The 17,573-nt window shown below is 51.9% G+C and carries 17 protein-coding genes; 4 read left to right on the top strand and 13 right to left on the bottom strand.

Annotation, left to right across the window (positions count from 1 at the left end; all coding sequences use genetic code 11):
• Positions 1–14: 14 nt before the first annotated feature.
• On the bottom strand, positions 15–1,730 hold the full coding sequence (locus CEK71_RS05825) for a SulP family inorganic anion transporter (RefSeq protein WP_088621516.1): 1,716 nt from the start codon (positions 1,728–1,730) through the stop codon (positions 15–17).
• 96 nt (positions 1,731–1,826) lie between these two features.
• On the bottom strand, positions 1,827–2,915 hold the full coding sequence (locus CEK71_RS05820; RefSeq protein WP_088618502.1) for an MBL fold metallo-hydrolase: 1,089 nt from the start codon (positions 2,913–2,915) through the stop codon (positions 1,827–1,829).
• 373 nt (positions 2,916–3,288) lie between these two features.
• On the opposite strand from CEK71_RS05820, the gene CEK71_RS05815 reads away from it, so the two are divergent.
• Positions 3,289–3,726, top strand: coding sequence for an Hsp20/alpha crystallin family protein (locus CEK71_RS05815; protein ID WP_088618501.1), 438 nt, complete (start codon positions 3,289–3,291; stop codon positions 3,724–3,726).
• 84 nt (positions 3,727–3,810) lie between these two features.
• Here CEK71_RS05815 and CEK71_RS05810 read toward each other — a convergent pair whose 3' ends face one another.
• Both CEK71_RS05810 and CEK71_RS05805 read right to left on the bottom strand, forming a co-directional pair.
• Positions 3,811–4,539: an esterase family protein gene (locus tag CEK71_RS05810; protein WP_088618500.1), complete on the bottom strand. Its 729-nt coding sequence runs from the start codon at positions 4,537–4,539 to the stop codon at positions 3,811–3,813.
• A 42-nt stretch (positions 4,540–4,581) separates the two neighbouring features.
• Positions 4,582–5,565 (bottom strand): acetylxylan esterase, encoded by a 984-nt coding sequence (locus tag CEK71_RS05805; protein ID WP_088618499.1) that lies wholly within the window; start codon positions 5,563–5,565, stop codon positions 4,582–4,584.
• A 290-nt stretch (positions 5,566–5,855) separates the two neighbouring features.
• Between CEK71_RS05805 and CEK71_RS05800 the strand changes: the two genes are divergently transcribed.
• Positions 5,856–6,116 (top strand): hypothetical protein, encoded by a 261-nt coding sequence (locus CEK71_RS05800; RefSeq protein ID WP_088618498.1) that lies wholly within the window; start codon positions 5,856–5,858, stop codon positions 6,114–6,116.
• 13 nt (positions 6,117–6,129) lie between these two features.
• On the opposite strand, the gene CEK71_RS05795 is transcribed toward CEK71_RS05800, so the two are convergent.
• The 3 genes from CEK71_RS05795 to CEK71_RS05785 all read right to left on the bottom strand — a co-directional run bounded on the left by CEK71_RS05795 (position 6,130) and on the right by CEK71_RS05785 (position 8,564).
• Positions 6,130–6,876 carry an RDD family protein gene (locus CEK71_RS05795; protein WP_088618497.1) on the bottom strand — a complete coding sequence of 249 codons (747 nt, stop codon included), beginning with the start codon at positions 6,874–6,876 and terminating at the stop codon, positions 6,130–6,132.
• Positions 6,877–7,039: 163 nt separating this feature from the next.
• Complete coding sequence (locus CEK71_RS05790; RefSeq protein ID WP_088618496.1) at positions 7,040–7,960, bottom strand: GAF domain-containing protein; 921 nt, start codon at positions 7,958–7,960, stop codon at positions 7,040–7,042.
• A 34-nt stretch (positions 7,961–7,994) separates the two neighbouring features.
• Entirely contained in the window at positions 7,995–8,564 is a 570-nt protein-coding gene (locus CEK71_RS05785; protein ID WP_088618495.1) for an ANTAR domain-containing response regulator, read from the bottom strand.
• A 553-nt stretch (positions 8,565–9,117) separates the two neighbouring features.
• On the opposite strand from CEK71_RS05785, the gene CEK71_RS05780 reads away from it, so the two are divergent.
• On the top strand, positions 9,118–10,017 hold the full coding sequence (locus CEK71_RS05780) for a hypothetical protein (RefSeq protein ID WP_088618494.1): 900 nt from the start codon (positions 9,118–9,120) through the stop codon (positions 10,015–10,017).
• A 178-nt stretch (positions 10,018–10,195) separates the two neighbouring features.
• Here CEK71_RS05780 and CEK71_RS05775 read toward each other — a convergent pair whose 3' ends face one another.
• The 3 genes from CEK71_RS05775 to ppnP all read right to left on the bottom strand — a co-directional run bounded on the left by CEK71_RS05775 (position 10,196) and on the right by ppnP (position 13,900).
• Positions 10,196–12,895: a bifunctional diguanylate cyclase/phosphodiesterase gene (locus CEK71_RS05775; RefSeq protein WP_198328472.1), complete on the bottom strand. Its 2,700-nt coding sequence runs from the start codon at positions 12,893–12,895 to the stop codon at positions 10,196–10,198.
• 213 nt (positions 12,896–13,108) lie between these two features.
• Positions 13,109–13,582 carry a LabA-like NYN domain-containing protein gene (locus CEK71_RS05770; RefSeq protein WP_088618492.1) on the bottom strand — a complete coding sequence of 158 codons (474 nt, stop codon included), beginning with the start codon at positions 13,580–13,582 and terminating at the stop codon, positions 13,109–13,111.
• Between the two features lie 3 nt (positions 13,583–13,585).
• Positions 13,586–13,900, bottom strand: a complete 315-nt coding sequence (ppnP, locus tag CEK71_RS05765; RefSeq protein WP_088618491.1) for a pyrimidine/purine nucleoside phosphorylase — start codon at positions 13,898–13,900, stop codon at positions 13,586–13,588.
• 187 nt (positions 13,901–14,087) lie between these two features.
• On the opposite strand from ppnP, the gene CEK71_RS05760 reads away from it, so the two are divergent.
• Positions 14,088–15,341, top strand: coding sequence for a cytochrome-c peroxidase (locus CEK71_RS05760; protein ID WP_088618490.1), 1,254 nt, complete (start codon positions 14,088–14,090; stop codon positions 15,339–15,341).
• Here the strand turns inward: CEK71_RS05760 and CEK71_RS05755 are convergent.
• The 3 genes from CEK71_RS05755 to lipB form a co-directional block, all read right to left on the bottom strand.
• Positions 15,250–15,675, bottom strand: coding sequence for a DUF1016 N-terminal domain-containing protein (locus tag CEK71_RS05755; protein WP_088618489.1), 426 nt, complete (start codon positions 15,673–15,675; stop codon positions 15,250–15,252). The genes CEK71_RS05760 and CEK71_RS05755 overlap by 92 nt on opposite strands.
• Before the next feature lie 164 nt (positions 15,676–15,839).
• Positions 15,840–16,796, bottom strand: a complete 957-nt coding sequence (gene lipA, locus CEK71_RS05750; RefSeq protein WP_088618488.1) for a lipoyl synthase — start codon at positions 16,794–16,796, stop codon at positions 15,840–15,842.
• Positions 16,793–17,401 (bottom strand): lipoyl(octanoyl) transferase LipB, encoded by a 609-nt coding sequence (gene lipB / locus CEK71_RS05745; protein ID WP_088618487.1) that lies wholly within the window; start codon positions 17,399–17,401, stop codon positions 16,793–16,795. The genes lipA and lipB overlap by 4 nt, the downstream gene beginning before the upstream one ends.
• Positions 17,402–17,573: the final 172 nt, after the last annotated feature.

Below are 17,573 nucleotides of genomic sequence, written 5' to 3'. Positions count from 1 at the left end.
GTTGGTGATTTGGCCTAGCCTAAGGCTTTAACGGCATCCTCGGTTCTGGCGAACACTTTGCCCGGCTGCAATTGCTCAAAAAAGTCGGTTTTTTCCAGCTTATCCATGACCTTGTCTTGGGCTTCCGACAAGTTCAGGGTTTTCCCTGAGGCTTGCAGGCCTTGGTTAAATAGTTCCAGCGCGTCTAAGGCGGTGGCATCAATGTCATTGACCGCGCTCAAAATCAGCACGATATGGCGGGTGTTGGGTTGGCGTTTCAATTCCCCGGCCAGATAATCTTCAATATAGCTGACATTGGCGAAGGTGATGCTTTCGTCTATGCGCACCAGTAACAAATGATGCCAGGTTTCGACGCTATGGCGTTTGATGTTACGGAAATGCTCGGTGTCGGGTACTCGGCCAACCACGGCGATATGCGGTTGGCTGGTTTTGCGCAAATGGCTGGCGATGGTCAGGATAATCCCTAAGGTGATGCCTTGCTCGATGCCGAACACCAGTACGCCTAACAAGGTCGCCAATTCCGCCATGCCGTCGCCGCCGTCGTAGCGCCAAGTATGGAGTATGTGCTTAATGCGCACCAAGCGGAAGATAGCGACCAAGATAATCGCCGCCAGTGCCGCTTTGGGGATGTTGGCAAACGACGCGCTTAAAAAAATCACCGATAGGCCCAGCAAGGTGGCGGCAATAATCATCGCCATTTGGGTGCGTGCGCCCGCCGAAAAGTTGACCATCGTCCGGCTAAAGCCGCCCGCTACGGGCATTCCCCCGAACAGGAAGGCAGTTAAGTTGGCACTGCCCAAGGCAATCAGCTCTTGGTTAGGGGCAATTTTTTCTCCCCTTAAATTGGCGGTGACTTTGGCGATGGCGACGCTTTCGACATAAGAGATCAGGCCAATAAACCCCGCATACGGCAGTAACAGCCGCCAAGTTTCCAGATGGGCGCTAGTAAAATGCGGGCTGGGGAAGCCTGACGGTAAAGGGCCGACAATCGCCACCGGGTTGCCGCCAAAATCCGCGTAACTGACGGCTAGGGTGGACAGGATGACGGTTAACAGCGGCCCGCATTTGCTGATAGCGGTAATCGCCGAGAGGTTAACGCGCAATTTTTTCAGTAAGCGGGTGAGGGGCGAGCCGAAAAAAATTAACAACGCCAAAGAACCTAAACTGATGGCTAGGGTCGGCGCGGAAAAGCTGCCTACCGCTTGGGCGTAACAGCCCAAATCCAGTGCGCAGGTGGGCATTTTTACGCCGAAGACTTGCGGCAATTGGTTGACGATAATCAGCAAGGCCGCGCCGCTGGTAAAGCCCGCCAAGACTGGGTGGCTGATGAAATTCACCAAGCCGCCCATGCGCAACATTGCCATCGCCAGCATAATCGCGCCGATTTCCGCCGATAAAATCAGGCCGCTTTGGATAGGGTTGCCCAAGGCGCTGATTTCGGGGGCGGTTAAAGCGCTGGCGATCATAATGGCGGCCACCGACACCGGCCCTACCGATAAGGTGCGGCTAGTGCCCAACAGGGCATAAACGATGGGCGGCAATATGCTGGCGTACAAGCCCAATTGCGGCGGCAAACCTGCCAGTAATGCGTAGGCGATGCCTTGCGGCACTAACAAAATCGCGGTGATGACACCTGCAAAGACATCATCGCTAATATCTTCGCGGCGGTAGTTTTTTAGCCAGTCCACAATGGGGAAAAACGCTGCCAATGCAGCCCGTTCAGCGTGCATGTCTTGGTTCCGGTTATTAAGCTTTAGATAAAGAAAAGATAAATAAGGTGGCATTATCGCGGTCTCCAAGAATTGGCTGCTGGCTTTATGGCGTATTTAGGCACTTTTTTGCCAAGCTTCAAAGCCGCCCGCCATAGACAACACATTTTTATAACCCAATTGCTGCATACTTTGTGCCGCTAAGGCCGAGCGTCCGCCCGTGCGGCAATAAATCAGCACCGCTTTGCTGTGGTCGGCCAGTTCGGGAATGCCACCGATCTTAAATTCCAATACGCCGCGCGGCAGCAGGAGTGCCGTATCAATATGTCCGGCGGCATATTCGCTTTCTTCGCGGGTGTCGACTAACACCACATTGCCTTCGGCCAGCAGTTTTTTGGCGGTGTCGACGGTGACTTCAGTAATCTGCTGCTTGGCTTGGGCGACCCAATCTTGGACAGTGCCCGTTTGTCTGGCGGGCGTGTTATGTTCGCGTACCGCCACCGCATCTTGGCGTTCTTTTTCATCCAAGCCGCAATAGCGGTTGGCGGGTACGGCCTCGTCGATCAGGCGGGGCTTAGGCAAGTCCAAATTCGCCATAATGTCGATAAACTGCTCGCGGGTTTTGCCTGCCAGGCGCGGGTTAGTGGTGCGTTCTTGGCCAATGCTGCTGACCCAGCGGCCTTGGTAGTCATGGCCAGGGTAGACCAAGGTTTCGTCGGCTAAGGTGAACAGGCGTTGGTTGATGCAGTCGTATAAAGCCCCGGCATTGCCGCCTTGGAAATCGGTACGGCCACAGCCGCCAATCAATAAGGAATCGCCGGTAAATAAGCGGTCACGCCATAAAAACGACAAGCTGCCGGGGGTATGGCCTGGAGTGGCAATGACTTTGATCTGTTCGTTGTCGCCAAAGGCGAACACGTCGCCATCTTGGATTTGGATGTCGGCGGTGGTCGCCCCGCACAGTTCGCTAACGGCGGTGGGTGTGCCCAAGCGTTGGCGTAACAAACCGCCCGCCGTGATATGGTCGGCATGGACATGGGTTTCAAACGTGTATTTCAACTGCAAGCCGTGCGTCGCCAATAAGCTGATGTAATCGTCGATATGGGTGTTGACGGGGTCGATAAACACGGCATCTTTGCTGATAGGGTCGGCAATCAGATAAGTGTAAGTCCACGTTTCGGTATCGAAGAGTTGTTTAAATAACATGGTGCGGCCTCGTGTGTTTAATGGGGAGGGATGCCTGTTGTGCAGGATTTTTGTATTGTTATGGTTATATCTTGTGGATAGCAATGCTTATGCCATTGTTGTAACTTATTGTTATAATAATATTTTTATCAGATTTAGTAGATTAGTAGTGTTTCATTTTTGTTTATTATGAAACAACTTAATGTTTCATAAAATTAATATGAAATATAATTGAAACAATCGGTGGTCGTTAAGCCGGATAAACCTCAAGCCTTAGAAAAAAAATTATTTCGGCCCTATTGAAAACCCTATTAGCCTACCTTATATCGTCATCGGGTACCCAATAAACTTTTTCATTGTAAGGTTATTATCACTGAATAGATTGGAGGTTATTATGGCTATTGTCCGTTATCAGCCCTGGGGCTTATTAAACCAATTGCAAAAAGAGCTGGAGCGCGGTTATCAAAGCAGTGTCGGTGAAGGTTCGATTGCCACGGCGGAGTGGGCGCCCGCAGTGGATATTAAAGAAGAAAGCGATAAATTTATTTTACATGCCGATATTCCGGGCGTTAAACCCGAAGCGATCGACATCAGCATGGAGAATGGGGTGTTGACGGTGAAGGGTGAGAAAAAGACCGAAGCCACCACCGAGCAGGAAGGCTATAAGCGGGTCGAGCGTTCTTTTGGCAGCTTTTACCGCCGCTTCAGCTTACCGGACACCGCCGATGCCGAGGCTATCAGCGCCAAGTCCAAGCATGGTGTACTGGAAATCGTTATCCCCAAACGCGCCGCCGTACAGCCGAAAAAGATCAATGTGGCGACGGAGGAATAACGCCTTTATTGTGGGGCGTTTGCCTTAGTTAGGTGCTTGTGAAGTCGGCCTTTCAGGTTTTGGTGGCCTGAAAGGCTGGCTGTCTTAAATATATAACGGTGCCATACGCCGCCAGTAATAGCCGCTATGCGCCCGTTCATTCCATAAAATGAGCTGATGGCGGATGCCCTTGTGTGCTAAGGTTGTGCTAAGCTGTTGGTTATTATCCAAAAACGGGTCTTCATTGCCGATGACCAAGATAATATCCATTTCTTTCAGTTTGCTTAACACATCATCACTTTCCAGATTGGGCAAAAAATGTGAGGGGGTGTGGTAGTACACGTCTTCATTGTAAAAGCCGTCCAGCAAGTCATTGAAATATTCAACATTTAAGGTCAGGTCGTAACGGCCTGAAAACGCCACCAGTTTTTTAAATAAGTGCGGATGCCGGAAGGCAGTGTTGGCGGCATGAAACGCGCCTAGGCTTAGGCCGTGCGAAATGGTGCATTCGTGCGGGTTTAGGCTGTCCATAAACGGCAGCACTTCTTTTATCACATAATCTTCATAAGCAATATGCCGTTGGATACGGCCTGAGGGGTGCGCCCACCAGCAATAAAAGGTTTCCGCATAAACGGCATCAATGCAGTACAGTTGCAGCCAGCCTTCATCTATCTTGTGTTTTAGCGCCTTGACCATGCCCAGCCTTTCATATTCGTCAAACCGTCCGTCACGGGTGGGAAATACCAGCACTTTCGCGCCTGCATGGCCGAAAATCAGTAATTCCATATCGCGTTGTAAATTATCACTCCACCATTTGTGATATTCGCGGTTCATCGCACAACTCCTGATTGCTTGTGTGGGTTATAGGTGTAAGGGTTATTTTGCTAGTGGTGCAAAAAAAGCCGCCAGCTCATTAATTAGCTGATCTTGCTGTTGGGCTTGGTTTGGGTAGTTATAATGTCCGGCCTCTAAGACAAATAACTGTTTTTCTCCGGGTAAGGCATTGTAAATAGCAAATTGTCCAGGCGGCGCTACGCAAGGGTCAAAGGTGGCGCAGGCGCAATGCACGGGCAGGGTAATATGCTGGGCGGCGGTGGCCGCGTCGTAGTAGCGCAACACTTTCAACGTTTGCTTTTTATGTCCGCAATAGTATTGCTGGACACTGCTGGCGCTGCCTTGCGAGGGCAGGCGCAGGCGCAGGGGCTGGTTGCCAAAGGTCGGCACGTTGAAATGCGCCCTGGCGATGCGTTGTTCTACGGCTAAGGCCAGTGCCCCTATGCCTCCGGCGAAACTAATGCCCAAATAGCCTAAATGACCGCTTAAATACGGAAATAAGTTAAGGAGGGTGCTGGTTGCCAGCCAAATGTCTTCTACACAACCGCCCAGCACATACTGGTCGGCATCTTCAATATGGTGGCGGACATGCCAGAACGGGTCAGGTGATATGTCCATTTCGTGGCTTAGGCCCAGGCCGCGAAAGCAGGGGAACAGCAAGGCCGCGTCCTGAAACGGCAGGTGGAAATCCGGTGCGGTGCGCCCGCCGTAACCATGGCCGATGACAAAGCCGCGCTTGACCACGCCATGTGTGGGCAACATCAGCCAACAGCGGATCAGGCGCTGATTGGTGGAGGTGTAGCTGATGTGGAAGATTTGCCAACCGGATTTGTCGGTATTGATAAAGGTGATTTTTGGCAAGGGTGCTATCCGTAACGCCTGTTGGTAACGCTGCTGCCAGAACGCCAGAAAATCCTTCGGGGGCTTGGGGCTGCCAACATTTAATAATTGTTCTAAAGAATAGCCATAGCTGGGATCGAATCCGTATCCGTTTTTATTAATAATATTACAACTATCGTCTGACATGCACTTCCTCAATTATTTTTCTGCTTATAGTTCTTGTTATACCATTGTGTCCATGACAGTAATATTGACGGGGACAAAAAAGAGTTTAGGGCTTGCCGCGCGGGTAAAAGGACGCGGTAACTTATGATAGCGGCAAACGCTACGAATAGTATAGGGAGGGCAAGAATTTTTTGCCAAAGGCGGCAGGTGGGTACAAACCTGAAGGCGGGCGGGTAAGTGCGGGTGTTTGGCGGGTATCAGAAAGGCTGTTTCGGGTGTATAGTGGGGCGTAAAAACCTTGGAGGATGATCATGCCTGAGTTTACCGCCCGCCCGGCCATTACCTTTATACGCCAAAACCCGTTTGGGGCTTTGCTGGCGGTAGGGCTGGCCTTGGCGTTAGTCAAATTATACGGTTTATACACCAGTGTCGAAGTGGATGATGGGCATTGGCAACAATTTAAGGCCGAGCACCACTGTGTTTTGCAAACGGGCGGGCAAGGCACCGGGCATGTCAGTTGGCTATGCGACGACGGGCAGACGTATTACCGTTGGCGGCAGCAACAGCATTAGGGGGCAGGTGGTCTTACCCGATGGTGTGCCAGCCTTGGATGCCGACGACAAAGGCAAAAGCCAGCCAGCTTAGTATACCTGCCCAGAAGGTTAGGATAATCAGGTAATAGGGCCATTTGCTGGGTGTGCCGACTTTGATCACCGCCGTTGCGGCGAGCAGGTCGCCCAGCCGTCTGTGTCTGGGGCCGGCGGCGAAGGCTATGTCGATGTACAGAGCTAAGTAGGAATGGGGGCCGAGGATGAGCGAACACACTGTGGTGAGCAGCAGCCATGACAGGTTTCTGCCCGCCGCCCTGAAGAAGCCGCAGGGTTGGCGGGTGATTTCGTGGATGACCGCTATGCCGAGCAGCCGCTTGCCTACGCTTTGCCCATTGGGTAGGGCATCGGCGAACAGGAAATACGCCATAGGTAAGAGGTAGGCCTGCGGGTCAAAACCGACAGTTGTGGGAGCCAAGTGGTTTTTTAGGGCGGCACACGCATAAAACAACAGCCAGACGATGCCCCAATCAATGAGCTTGGCGATATTACGCGCTTCGTAAGGGGCTAAGCAACCGATAATCGGCCCCACATTCCTTTCGGTAATCAGAACTTTTTGTAATAGGGCTTCGGCAGTTAAATCGACCATTAAGCCTTGGCGGTGCTGGTCTAAAAACTGCTCGCGGGACTCCAGCAACTGCCCGGTGGTTTGGGCTGCATAGCGGTCATACACATCGCTGTTGCAGAATCTTCGCCATAATCTTCTGAGCCTAGTCAGCAGCATGTCAACTTTCCCCTCATAATGTTTAACTTGCCTGATGGCTTAGCCCGCCAATCGGGCAACATGTTTAATTATAGTGGTCAGCTTACTACTTGGGTAGTCAGTGCTTGGACTTAGGATGGTTAATTTTCTTGGCTTTCAAGTTGTCGCCTGATAACAAGCCGTTTTAAAACAAAAAAGTGACAATCGCTTTTAATTTTCCGCTTTCAATGACCGGAATTGCCAGCATGGCGCTGAGGTTATCCAATTCTGGGTTGTATTCGGCCTCATGGTCGCCGGTGATGACGGGCATACCGGTTAGCCAGACCCGGCCTAAGGCACCTTCGCCTTTGCTGATGGTGATAGTCTCAAAAATTTGTGCCAGCTCGTTATTGGTTTTGCTGTAGCCTTGTTGGCAAATCAGGTGCTTGCCTTGGGCATCGGGTATCCAGATTTGGATGCGCTTGGCGAGCGGGGTGGCTTTAGCAGAAAGGAAGGTCATCAGATAGGTTTGCTGGCCGTGGTCAGCGATGGGGATGCCTAAGCAAGTGGTGATGCCGGCTTTTTGCGCTTCGACTCCGCGTACGAAAATAGCCGGTTGGCCGATGTCTTCGATCAGTACCGGCATACCCGAAGCCCAAACTTGTCCGGGTATGCCTTCGCCTTTGGCCATGGCAAGTTGCCTGGACAATTGCTCAAAATGTTGCAAGGTGCCGTAATAGCCGTCTATGACGCTGAGGCTGTCGGGGTTGGCGGCATTGCTCCATACTTCAATCGCCCCGGCGTGGTCTTCGTCGTCGCCACATAAGAACATGACGACGGCAAGCAGGAAGTCGCCGGAAAAAATGGGGATGGCGATGCCGCAAGTCAGCCCGGCTTTTTGGGCGGCTGCGGTGCGTTTAAAGTAAGAGTGTTCAAAGGTGGTCAGCATGACAGGGTGGCCTTGCGCCCAGGCTTTGCCGGGTAGGCCTTCGTCGTAGGCAAAATGTTGTTGTTCGCTGGCGGCCTTAAATTCGCTTAATGCCCCGTATAAGCCGGAGCCGAATTCCAACTGGGTGCGTTGCCGGTCTGGAATCCAAATTTCTGTAACCTTGATAAACGTTTTCATGGGATTTTTTAAGAAGTCTTAGTAACACTACGGTTTATTTAAGCAATGCCGCCATGGCAATGACATTTTTCGCCATTTCGCCGAGGGTGATGTTGCGGTCCATCGCCAGTTTTCTGAGCGTATGATAAGCTTCATTTTCGGTAAAGTTTTGGGTTTGTATCAAAATGGCTTTGGCGCGGTCAATTAGCTTGCGGTCTTCCAGTTGGGCGCGGGCTTCTTCTAAGGCAGTTTTTAGGGTTTGCTGGTGGCGGAAGCGGGCGAGCGCGACATAGATGATGCTGGCGAGGCGGCCACCGGCAAAACCGTCGACGATGTAGGCGCTGATGTCGGCTTTAATGGCTTGGTTAATGGTGTCGATATGCCCGTCGGTGGCAAACATCACCACGGGTAGGGGTGTGTGCTGGTTGAGCTGGTGCAGGTCGGCCAAAAGGTTTTCTGAGGGTGTGTGCAAGTTAAAAATAATAACATCGGGCTTGATGTCTTTGCTTAAGGCCAAAAACTGGGCACCGTAGCGGATCCTTAAGCAGTTAAATCCCAGTAGGCCAAGGTTGGCTTCTAACAAGGCGTTGTCGCAGTCGCTGTCCATCAATAACACATTTAACATAATGGGCGTATCGTATGCTTAGGGTATGGGGTCGGGTAAAAGCGTTGGTGTACCAACGGTGGGGCGTTCAAAACACAACTCTGGCCGCTACTCAAATCCAGCAAGTAACATACCATACAGGCTTTATGGCGGGTGGCGGTATTTTAAGGGCGGCGGCAGCGTTAATGCCCTTATTTAGGGCGCGTATTGTTTCATGTTAGCCGATGTTTTGCTAGCCGTTCGGAGGATTTTGGCTGTTGTCGGTGCTGGTGTTTGCCAGGGTGGATGGATTCGGCAGTGTGGCGGTGTTAAGTGGTATATGGGTATAAAAACTGCTTATATTTTACAGTATTATCGGTTAGGGATAGGGATAAATAAGGTTTGGGGCCAGCAGCGCTTAAAGGGTTGGCGACCTTATTTAGGGTGTTTTAGGAAATAGCCTGATGAACAGATGGCTTACTATAAACCATGGCAATAATAATGTAATCAGGTAGACTTATCATAAAAGCGTTATTGGCTAGCGGCGTACGGCCACAGATTTTTTCTATTTTTTCTCAACTTCACAGGTGGCATTATGACAGCAAAATTCACGCCCTTAAAAGATCACGACACGCCGATTAAGGTGTTGTTTACCGGCTATCTCTGTACGGTCGGCATAGGGTATTTGTTCGCGCTAATGCAGATATTATTCACGCATGGCATGGCGGACGGTAAGTTCGGTTTATCGATTGACGATATTGTTTATAGCTATTACGGTAACCGCTCAGGAACGGTGTTAGAAAACCAGTTGAACGGGGCGATGAAGGCGAATGCTTCGGCGCAAGAGCGTTTTGACATCATTGAATGGGTCAGAAACGGTGCCGACGAAGCCGATTATAAAGCAGACGGTATCGAAAAAATTGTCGAAGAGCGCTGTGTAATGTGCCATAACGAAGCGGCTTCCGGCTTGCCTAACTTTAAGGACTTTAAGCAGTTAAAGGCCTTGACGGCGGAAGACCAAGGCGCGACGTTTGCCTCGTTGACGCGGGTCTCGCACATCCATTTATTTGGCATCAGCTTTATTTTCATGTTTGTCGGGCTGATTTTCAGTTTTGCCGAGACCACGACGGTGCAGTACAAGTGTATTGCGATCGGGATGCCGTATACGTTTTTGATTGCCGACATCTTGTCGTGGTGGCTGACTAAAATCGACCCGATTTTCGCTTGGCTGGTGATTTTTGCCGGTATGGGCATGGCGGTGTCGTTTATGTTTATGTGGGTCACGTCGATTTTGGAAATGTGGCTGTTTAAGCCTGTGTTTATTGACGGTATCGGCTCGCAATACTTGTTGTGGCGTGACAGTAAAGAAGCCTCGGCAGTGGATAAGCTGTTGGCGGGCATTAAAAACGCTTTCCTTTGGATTAAGCCTGTCGTAGTTCAAGGTGTAACCAAACTGTGGGCTCTAGCGCAAGAGGCTTTGAAAAAGAAACCTTAAGGCTATATAAGGCGGCGGCTGGCAAAGCTGTCGCCAATCCTTTTTGCTAGTTCTGCATCATAGGCTTTGGCAAAACGGGTATAAAATTAGTCGGTCACTTAAAACCTGAAAAGTTTTGCCCGCGTGACCGGGTTATTTATACCCGTTCCTAAACGCCCTTAAGTTCTGACACCCTCTATCAATCCTGCTTTATCGGCGGCATAGCCGCCAGCGCCGCTTCAAATTCCGCCAAGGGTACGGGCTTGCCGAACAAGTAGCCCTGATAGTGGTAGCAGTAGTTGGCTTTGAGAAAAGCCGCCTGTTCGGCGGTTTCCACGCCTTCGGCAATCACATCTAAGCCTAGTGTAATCGCCATGCCGATAATGGTTTGGACTATGACGTTATCGGCATTTTTTAAGGTCAGGTTATGGACAAAGCTTTTGTCGATTTTCAACTGGTCCAGCGGCAATTGGGTCAGATACGATAAAGACGAGTAACCTGTGCCAAAATCGTCCAAAGAAAATTGCACCCCCATTTTTTTCAGCCGGTTCATCTTTTTGATGGTGTCGTTCATGTCGTCCAGCACCAGGCTTTCGGTCAGTTCCAATTTCAGTTTGCTGGCATCAATGCCGGTATTGGTGATGATAGCGCTGACTTTTTCGACAAACTGGTCTTGGTGGAATTGCCGGGGGCTGACATTGACCGACAGTTGCAGGTGGGCGGTGGCAGGGTTATCTGCCCAGGCCTTAAGCTGGATGCAGGCGGTTTCTAAAGTCCAATAGCCGATTTCGGTGATGAGGCCAATTTCTTCGGTCAGCGGGATAAATTTGACTGGGGCTATGAGGCCTTGTTCGGGATGGTGCCAGCGCAACAAGGCCTCGGCTCCAGTAATGTAGCCTGAGTCGAGGGTCTGTATCTGGTAGTACAAGCTGAATTCGTTATTCAGCAGGGCGGTGCGCAGGTCGGCCTCCAGGCCGATGCGCACTTCCATTGCCGCATGGGTGGTCGGGTCAAAAAAGCGGATGGTGTTGCGCCCACAGCGTTTGGCCTGGTACATGGCGGTGTCGGCGCGTAGCAGCAGTTCGTCGACGCTAAATTCATTGTGGCGGAACAGGCTGATGCCGATGCTGGTCGAGCTGTAATGGTCTTGGCCTTGCAAATTGAAGGGCTGGTTGATAGCATCACGGATTTTTTCGGCAACCTGTTCGGCTTGGGCGGTGGCTTCGTCAAAATCGTCGCTGAGGTGGGTGAGAATGACGACAAATTCATCGCCGCCTTGCCGTGACACGGTATCGTCGTTACCGACGCAACGTTTCATGCGCTTGGCGATTTCCACCAGTAACAAATCGCCGATATGGTGGCCTTTGGTGTCGTTCAGCTCCTTGAATTTGTCCAGGTCAATAAACAGTAAGGCACCGTGCTGGTGGTGCTTTAAGCCCGCCAATAGGGCAAATTGCAGCTTATCTTGCATCTGGCGGCGGTTGGGCAGTTCGGTCAGCGGGTCGTAAAAAGCCAGATTATGGATGAGCGCGGCGGATTTCTTTTGTTCGGTAATGTCGAAAAACGTCGCGACATAATGGCTGGTTACGCCGTCTTTTGCGGTGACGCTGGTCAGATTCAGGGCGGCGGGGAAGGCTTCGCCATTTTTACGGCTGCTCCAAATTTCGCCCTGCCAAGAACCTTCATTATCAAGGGTTTGCCAAAGTTGCCGATAAAAATCGCTGTCATGGTAACTGGATTTCAGTAGTGCCCCTAGCGGGTTACCGATGGCTTCGGCGGAGCTATAGCCGGTAATATGGGTAAAAGCCCGATTAACTTTTAGGATCAGTTTTTGGGTATCGGTAATGACAATTCCTTCCAGCGATTCAAAGGCAATGGCGGCGATGCGCAAATCTTCTTCGGTTTGCCGCCGTTCGGTAATGTCCTGTACCGTGCCTTTGATGGCGACGGCATTGCCGACGGTATCAGTGACCACTTCGCCACGGTTCTGCATATAGCGTTCGCTGCCGTCAGGCCAAACGACACGGTGGTTAAGGGTGTAACGTTGGCGGCTACGGCGGGCATTTCCGATAGTTTGGGCGACTTTGTCGGTATCGTCGGGGTGTATGCCGCGCAGAAATAACGCTTGGCTAGGTGTGGCACTGTGCGGCGGCAGTCCCCACAGCCGAAAATGCTCATCGGACCACTGTAGGGTGTTGTTGCGCAAATCCCATTCAAAACTGCCCAAATGGGCGATTTGTTGGGCTTGTTTCATGCGTTCCATGCTGGAGCGCAGGGCTTGCTCGCGTAATGTTCCGGCGTGCCGTAACAGGATGTTTTCGACAATGGCGGCATGGGTACGGCGGGCGATCATGTCGGTGAACAGCAGATAAAGCATTACCATGGCCGCCATGGCGATGTGCATAGTTGTGCCTGCCGTTAGCAGGCGGGTAATCAGCCCGATAAGGGTAGGCAAGGTAAACGCCAATAAAGACTGGCGGTCAACCGATAAGGTGGTGTTGGCTCCGGCGGTCAGGCCGGCAATGGCGAACGCCAAAAAGGCTTGGTGGGGGAGGGTGTTGACGGGGAAGGTCAGGATGCTTGCCAGCCCCCACGCCACGCCTGTTGCTAACATGCTGAGGCGGAAACGGCGCAGCCATAAGTCGGGTTCCGGCTGGCTGGCTTTACGGTAGCGCAAGAGCAGCAGCCAGCGGAATGCCAGTGCTACGCCCAGGACGGTAAGCCAGATAAGCAATGCCGAAGCCGCCAATACTTGGCTTTGGATACCTGCCAGAATTAAAGCGATCAGGGCGTTGCCCAACAGTGAGACGGGGATGCTGGCGTATAAAATCGGTACTTGTTGGCTACGCAGGGCGGCGGTTTCGGCAGTGGTGCGGACGTTTTTTGGGTGCGTGTTCACTGTTCGGCAGGCGGTAAGCAATCTAAATGGCGCATATCGGAATAATAACCGATTAATTAGCGTTTGGGGTAACAATGAATGGTTTTGGGGCGGAAAAAGTGGAGCGGAGCTTAGGCCATATTTACCTGCAAAGGGGCGGGACACGCCCATGCTTTCCAGGGAGCAGCCTCAAAAGGTAGCCAGCTTCGGGCGGATGAGTGTTTAGGTAAGCCATTACAGCAACAGCTGGTCATCAATGGCGATAAAGCGGTTGCAAGCTTGGATCAGCGAGGGGGCGGTCAGGGTGGGTACGCCGTAGACTTCGGTTTTGACCTGATGCACTGTGCGGATTTTGTTAAGCAATAGGTCAAAGTCGCCGTCACCGGACAGTAAAATCACCACATCCGCTTGGCTGGCATAGTCAATCACATCTAAGGTGATGCCGACATCCCAGTCGCCTTTGGCCGAGCCGTCGCTGCGTTGGATATAAGGCTTTAACTTAACGTCAAAGCCTATCGTGCGGAGGATTTGCTGGAAACCTTGCTGTTTGCTGTCGCGCTTATCAATGGCGTAGGCAAACGCCGCCGCCACCGTCCGGTCTGCCGTCGCCAGCTCCCAGAAGGCGTGGTAGTTGAAGTGCCGTTGATAACGTTGCCGGGTGGTGTAGTAAATGTTCTGCACATCGGCAAAAATGGCGACTTTTTGCATGGCTTAGCTAAGGAAAGAGCAGCAATAATCGGTAGCGGTGCGGATTTTGACGGTGAATTGGGCATTAGCGGGCACGTCGAACGATTCGCCGCCCGTAACCGTTTGCCATTGCTCAGAACCGGGCAGCAGAACGTCCAGATCGCCCGCCATAATCTCCATAATTTCGGCGGCTCCGGTGTTAAAGGTGTATTCGCCGGGCAACATAAAGCCTAAGGTTTTGCTGCTGCCGTCAGCAAAGCGGATGGTGCGGCTACTGACATTGCCGTCAAAATACACATTGGCTTTTTTGACGACGGTGACGTTAGTAAATTCTGACATGGTGTGCTCCTGAAATTAGCGGGATAAAAAATTTTGGCATGATAGCAGAATTAAGGGCGAAAATTTTTCAGTTTACATAATTTTTGCATAGTTGGGTTGACAGTATGGTTGTTATAAATAATAATCATTATCATTTAATGCAATATCTGTTTGTTTTTCTTGCCCGCTATTGACCGGAGTGACCACCATGCTTGCCAAGCCCTTGCTTACCACCGCACTGTATTTGTGTTTTGCCGCCCCCGCCGTCGCCGAATTAACGCCGGAACAACAATTAGGCCAGCGTCTGTATCAGGATGTGAATTTGTCCGCCAGCCGTAACCAGTCTTGCGCTTCGTGCCATAGCCTTAAAAAAGTAGCGGGCAAAGCCCCGGCTTTTGTCGATCCTGCCAATGTCAAACAAGGCACGCCTGTGTCTCTGGGTTCGATTGAGTTTGCTACGGGAACGCTGAATGCGCCGAGTGCGGCTTATGCGGGGTTCAGCCCGCCGTTCCATTGGGAAGCGAAAGACGGTACTTATGAAGGTGGGCAGTTTTGGAATGGGCGGGCTAATGATTTAGCCGAACAGGCACAAAAGCCGCTGTTAAACCCCGTAGAAATGGCGATGCCTAACGAATGGGCGGTGGTCAGCCGACTGAAAGCCGATCCGGCTTATATACGGCTGTTCTATAAGCTGTACCAACTGGATTTGGCTGCTGTGCCTGATATTAAAGACGCGCAGTTCCAACAACAGGCTCCGCAAGCGGTGGCGGACATTTATCAGAAATTGGCCCAAGCGATAGCGGCGTTTGAAATGTCGCCCGCCTTCCATAAGTTTAATGCCAAATTTGATTTTGTCCTTGCCGGGCAAACCCATTTTACGGCCTTGGAAGAGCAGGGCAGAAAATTGTTCGACGGCAAGGCGGGCTGTTCCGGTTGCCATATCAGCAGCATGGGTACGGATGCCCAAGGCCACCCGCAGCCGCCGTTGTTTACCGATTTTACTTATGACAATATCGGTTTGCCGCGCAATTTCAAGATTCCCGGCCAGCCTAAGCCAAACTTAGGGCTGGGTGAGCGTAGCGACATTAGGCAATCCGACCCGGATAAGCTGGAATGGGGCAAGCATAAGGTCATGTCATTGCGTAATATCGCCATCACCCCGCCGTACGGCCATAACGGTGTCTTTGCGACGCTGGAGCAGATTACCCATTTTTATAATACCCGTGATGTCTTAGGGCAAGTGGCGAATAATTTAAGCCCCGATTTTGGCGTGTCCGGGTGGCCGAAGCCGGAAGTGCTGAAAAACGTCAACCATGATGAGTTGGGCAACTTAGGGCTCACTCCGGCACAGGAACAGGCGGTGGTGGCGTTTATGAAGACCTTGACCGACGATTATCCTGAATGGGGTAATGATCCGCTAGTGCCGCCGGGTACACCGTCGCCGTTTGCGGGTCGGCCTTAATGGCTATTTGTCGTCTCAGTACCCGTGTGCTCCAATTTTGCTCCGCCGTCTCTTGCATATACCATAAACGGGCTTTTGGCGTATCAACCCGCAATAGCAAGCGGTAGTGCGTCCAACTCAATTCGTGACGCAGTGCGTCACAATTTGGAAACGCTTGGTAAAACAGCCGCATGTAGCGCAAGTTTGAGGCATCAAAGCCCTTACCAAATTCGTTGGTCAGGGTTTGCGCCAATTGCGGCAATAACTGTTTGCCATAAGCCGCCCGCGCTTGCCCGCCTTGTTCAAATCCAACAATATGTCTGCCAATTTGCCAATAGGTTTGCACTTGCGCCACATCGGCAGCGCGTAAAACCTGCTTGGCGGGCTTGCATAATCAGGTCGCGCAGGGCATCTAATAGCGCAAGCGGCAGCGGGCAGCTCCAGAGGGGAAGATGACTTCCCGTTCATGACATTGCGCGGGGTGTTTGGTCATGATTAATCATGCTAATGCCTTATCGGTTAAATAACCCCTTTAGCCTGAAGGTCGGCATGGTAAGACGAGCGTACCAGCGGCGCACTGGCGACTTGTTTAAAGCCGAGTTCTTTGGCGACCCGGCCATAGTCGGCAAATTCTTCGGGGGTTACATAGCGTTGTACGGGCAAATGGGCTTTGGTCGGTTGCAGGTATTGGCCTAAGGTCAGCATCGAGCAACCGTGGGCGCGTAGGTCTTGCATTACCTGATAGACTTCTTCGGTCTCTTCGCCTAGCCCCATCATCAGGCCGGATTTGGTGGGGATGTGCGGCAGGGCTTCGTGGTGGCGGCGCAGCAGGTCTAAAGAGCCTTGGTAATCTGAGCCGGGGCGGGCTTGTTTATACAGTCTGGGGACGGTTTCCAGGTTGTGGTTAAAAACATCGCAGGGTTGCTGCATGAGGATGGCAACCGCCTTTTCGACCCGCCCACGAAAATCGGGGACGAGGATTTCTATTTTGGTGCTCGGCGTTTGCGCCCGAATTTTGCTGATGCACTCGGCGAAATGCCCCGCGCCGCCATCGCGCAAATCATCGCGGTCTACGGAGGTGATGACGACGTATTTTAAGGCCATGGCGGCAATGGCATCGGCCAGATGCTGCGGTTCGTTGGCATCTAAGGGCAGGGGTTTGCCGTGCGCGACATCGCAAAACGGGCAGCGGCGGGTGCATAAGTCGCCCATAATCATAAAGGTCGCCGTGCCGTGTTGGAAGCATTCGGCCAAGTTGGGGCAAGCGGCTTCTTCGCAGACGGTGTGTAACTGGTGTTCGCGTAGCAATTGCTTGACGCGGGTAATCTCTTCGTTGGCGGTGACTTTAATGCGTATCCAGTCAGGTTTGCGCAATAGGGTGTCCGGTTGCTCGACTTTAATGGGGATACGCGCCAGTTTTTCGGTGCTGCGCTGGTGCGATTCGGGGGTGGTGCGTGACGGTGCTTGATAGTTCATGGCTGTAAGGCTGGGGTAATTTTGTCAATAATAAGGGCGGCGGCCTCGGCGGTGGCGACGTGGACACCGAGGTCGGCGAGTTGGGTCATTGCCAATCCGGCATAACCGCAGGGGTTAATCAGCGTAAATGGGCGCAAATCCATGGCATTGTTCAGACTTAAGCCATGATAACTGCAATGGTTTTTAATACGCAAACCGATTGAGCCTATTTTTTTGCCTTGCACATACACCCCTGGCGCGTCGGCGCGGGCTTGGGCACTGATACCGTAGTCGGACAAGGCCGCAATCATGGCGTTTTCTAACAGGGTCACCAGTTCACGGATATTGATTGGTAAGCGTTTTATGTCGATGAGGGTATAGATGATCACTTGCCCTGGGCCGTGATAAGTGACTTGGCCGCCCCGGTCGCTATGCACCACCGGAATGTCGCCGATGTTCAGCAAATGCTCGCGCTTGCCGCTTAAGCCTAAGGTATAGACGGGCGGGTGTTCGACTGTCCATAGTTCGTCGGGGGTGTCGGCGCTGCGTTGCTGGGTAAAGGCCTGCATGGCTTGCCAAGTGTCGGCGTAGGGTTGGTGGTTGAGGTGGCGGAGGATGGGGGGCATCAGTTGGTTTTTGGGAAAAAGATGGTGACTGCTACGCGCATAATCTTACGCTTGCCCGGACGGTAAGCGAAATCGGGGGTTCGTGCTGGTTTGCCCTATAAGATCGCCGTAGCGGTAAAGACGGATAAGTCTACCAGTTTTATGGGGGATTTTCACGGCTTGGGCGGTTAAA

Origin of the sequence: Methylovulum psychrotolerans (assembly GCF_002209385.1) — a bacterium.
In the GTDB taxonomy this organism is placed as follows: domain Bacteria; phylum Pseudomonadota; class Gammaproteobacteria; order Methylococcales; family Methylomonadaceae; genus Methylovulum; species Methylovulum psychrotolerans.
This window is presented reverse-complemented; position numbering and strand designations above follow the sequence as displayed.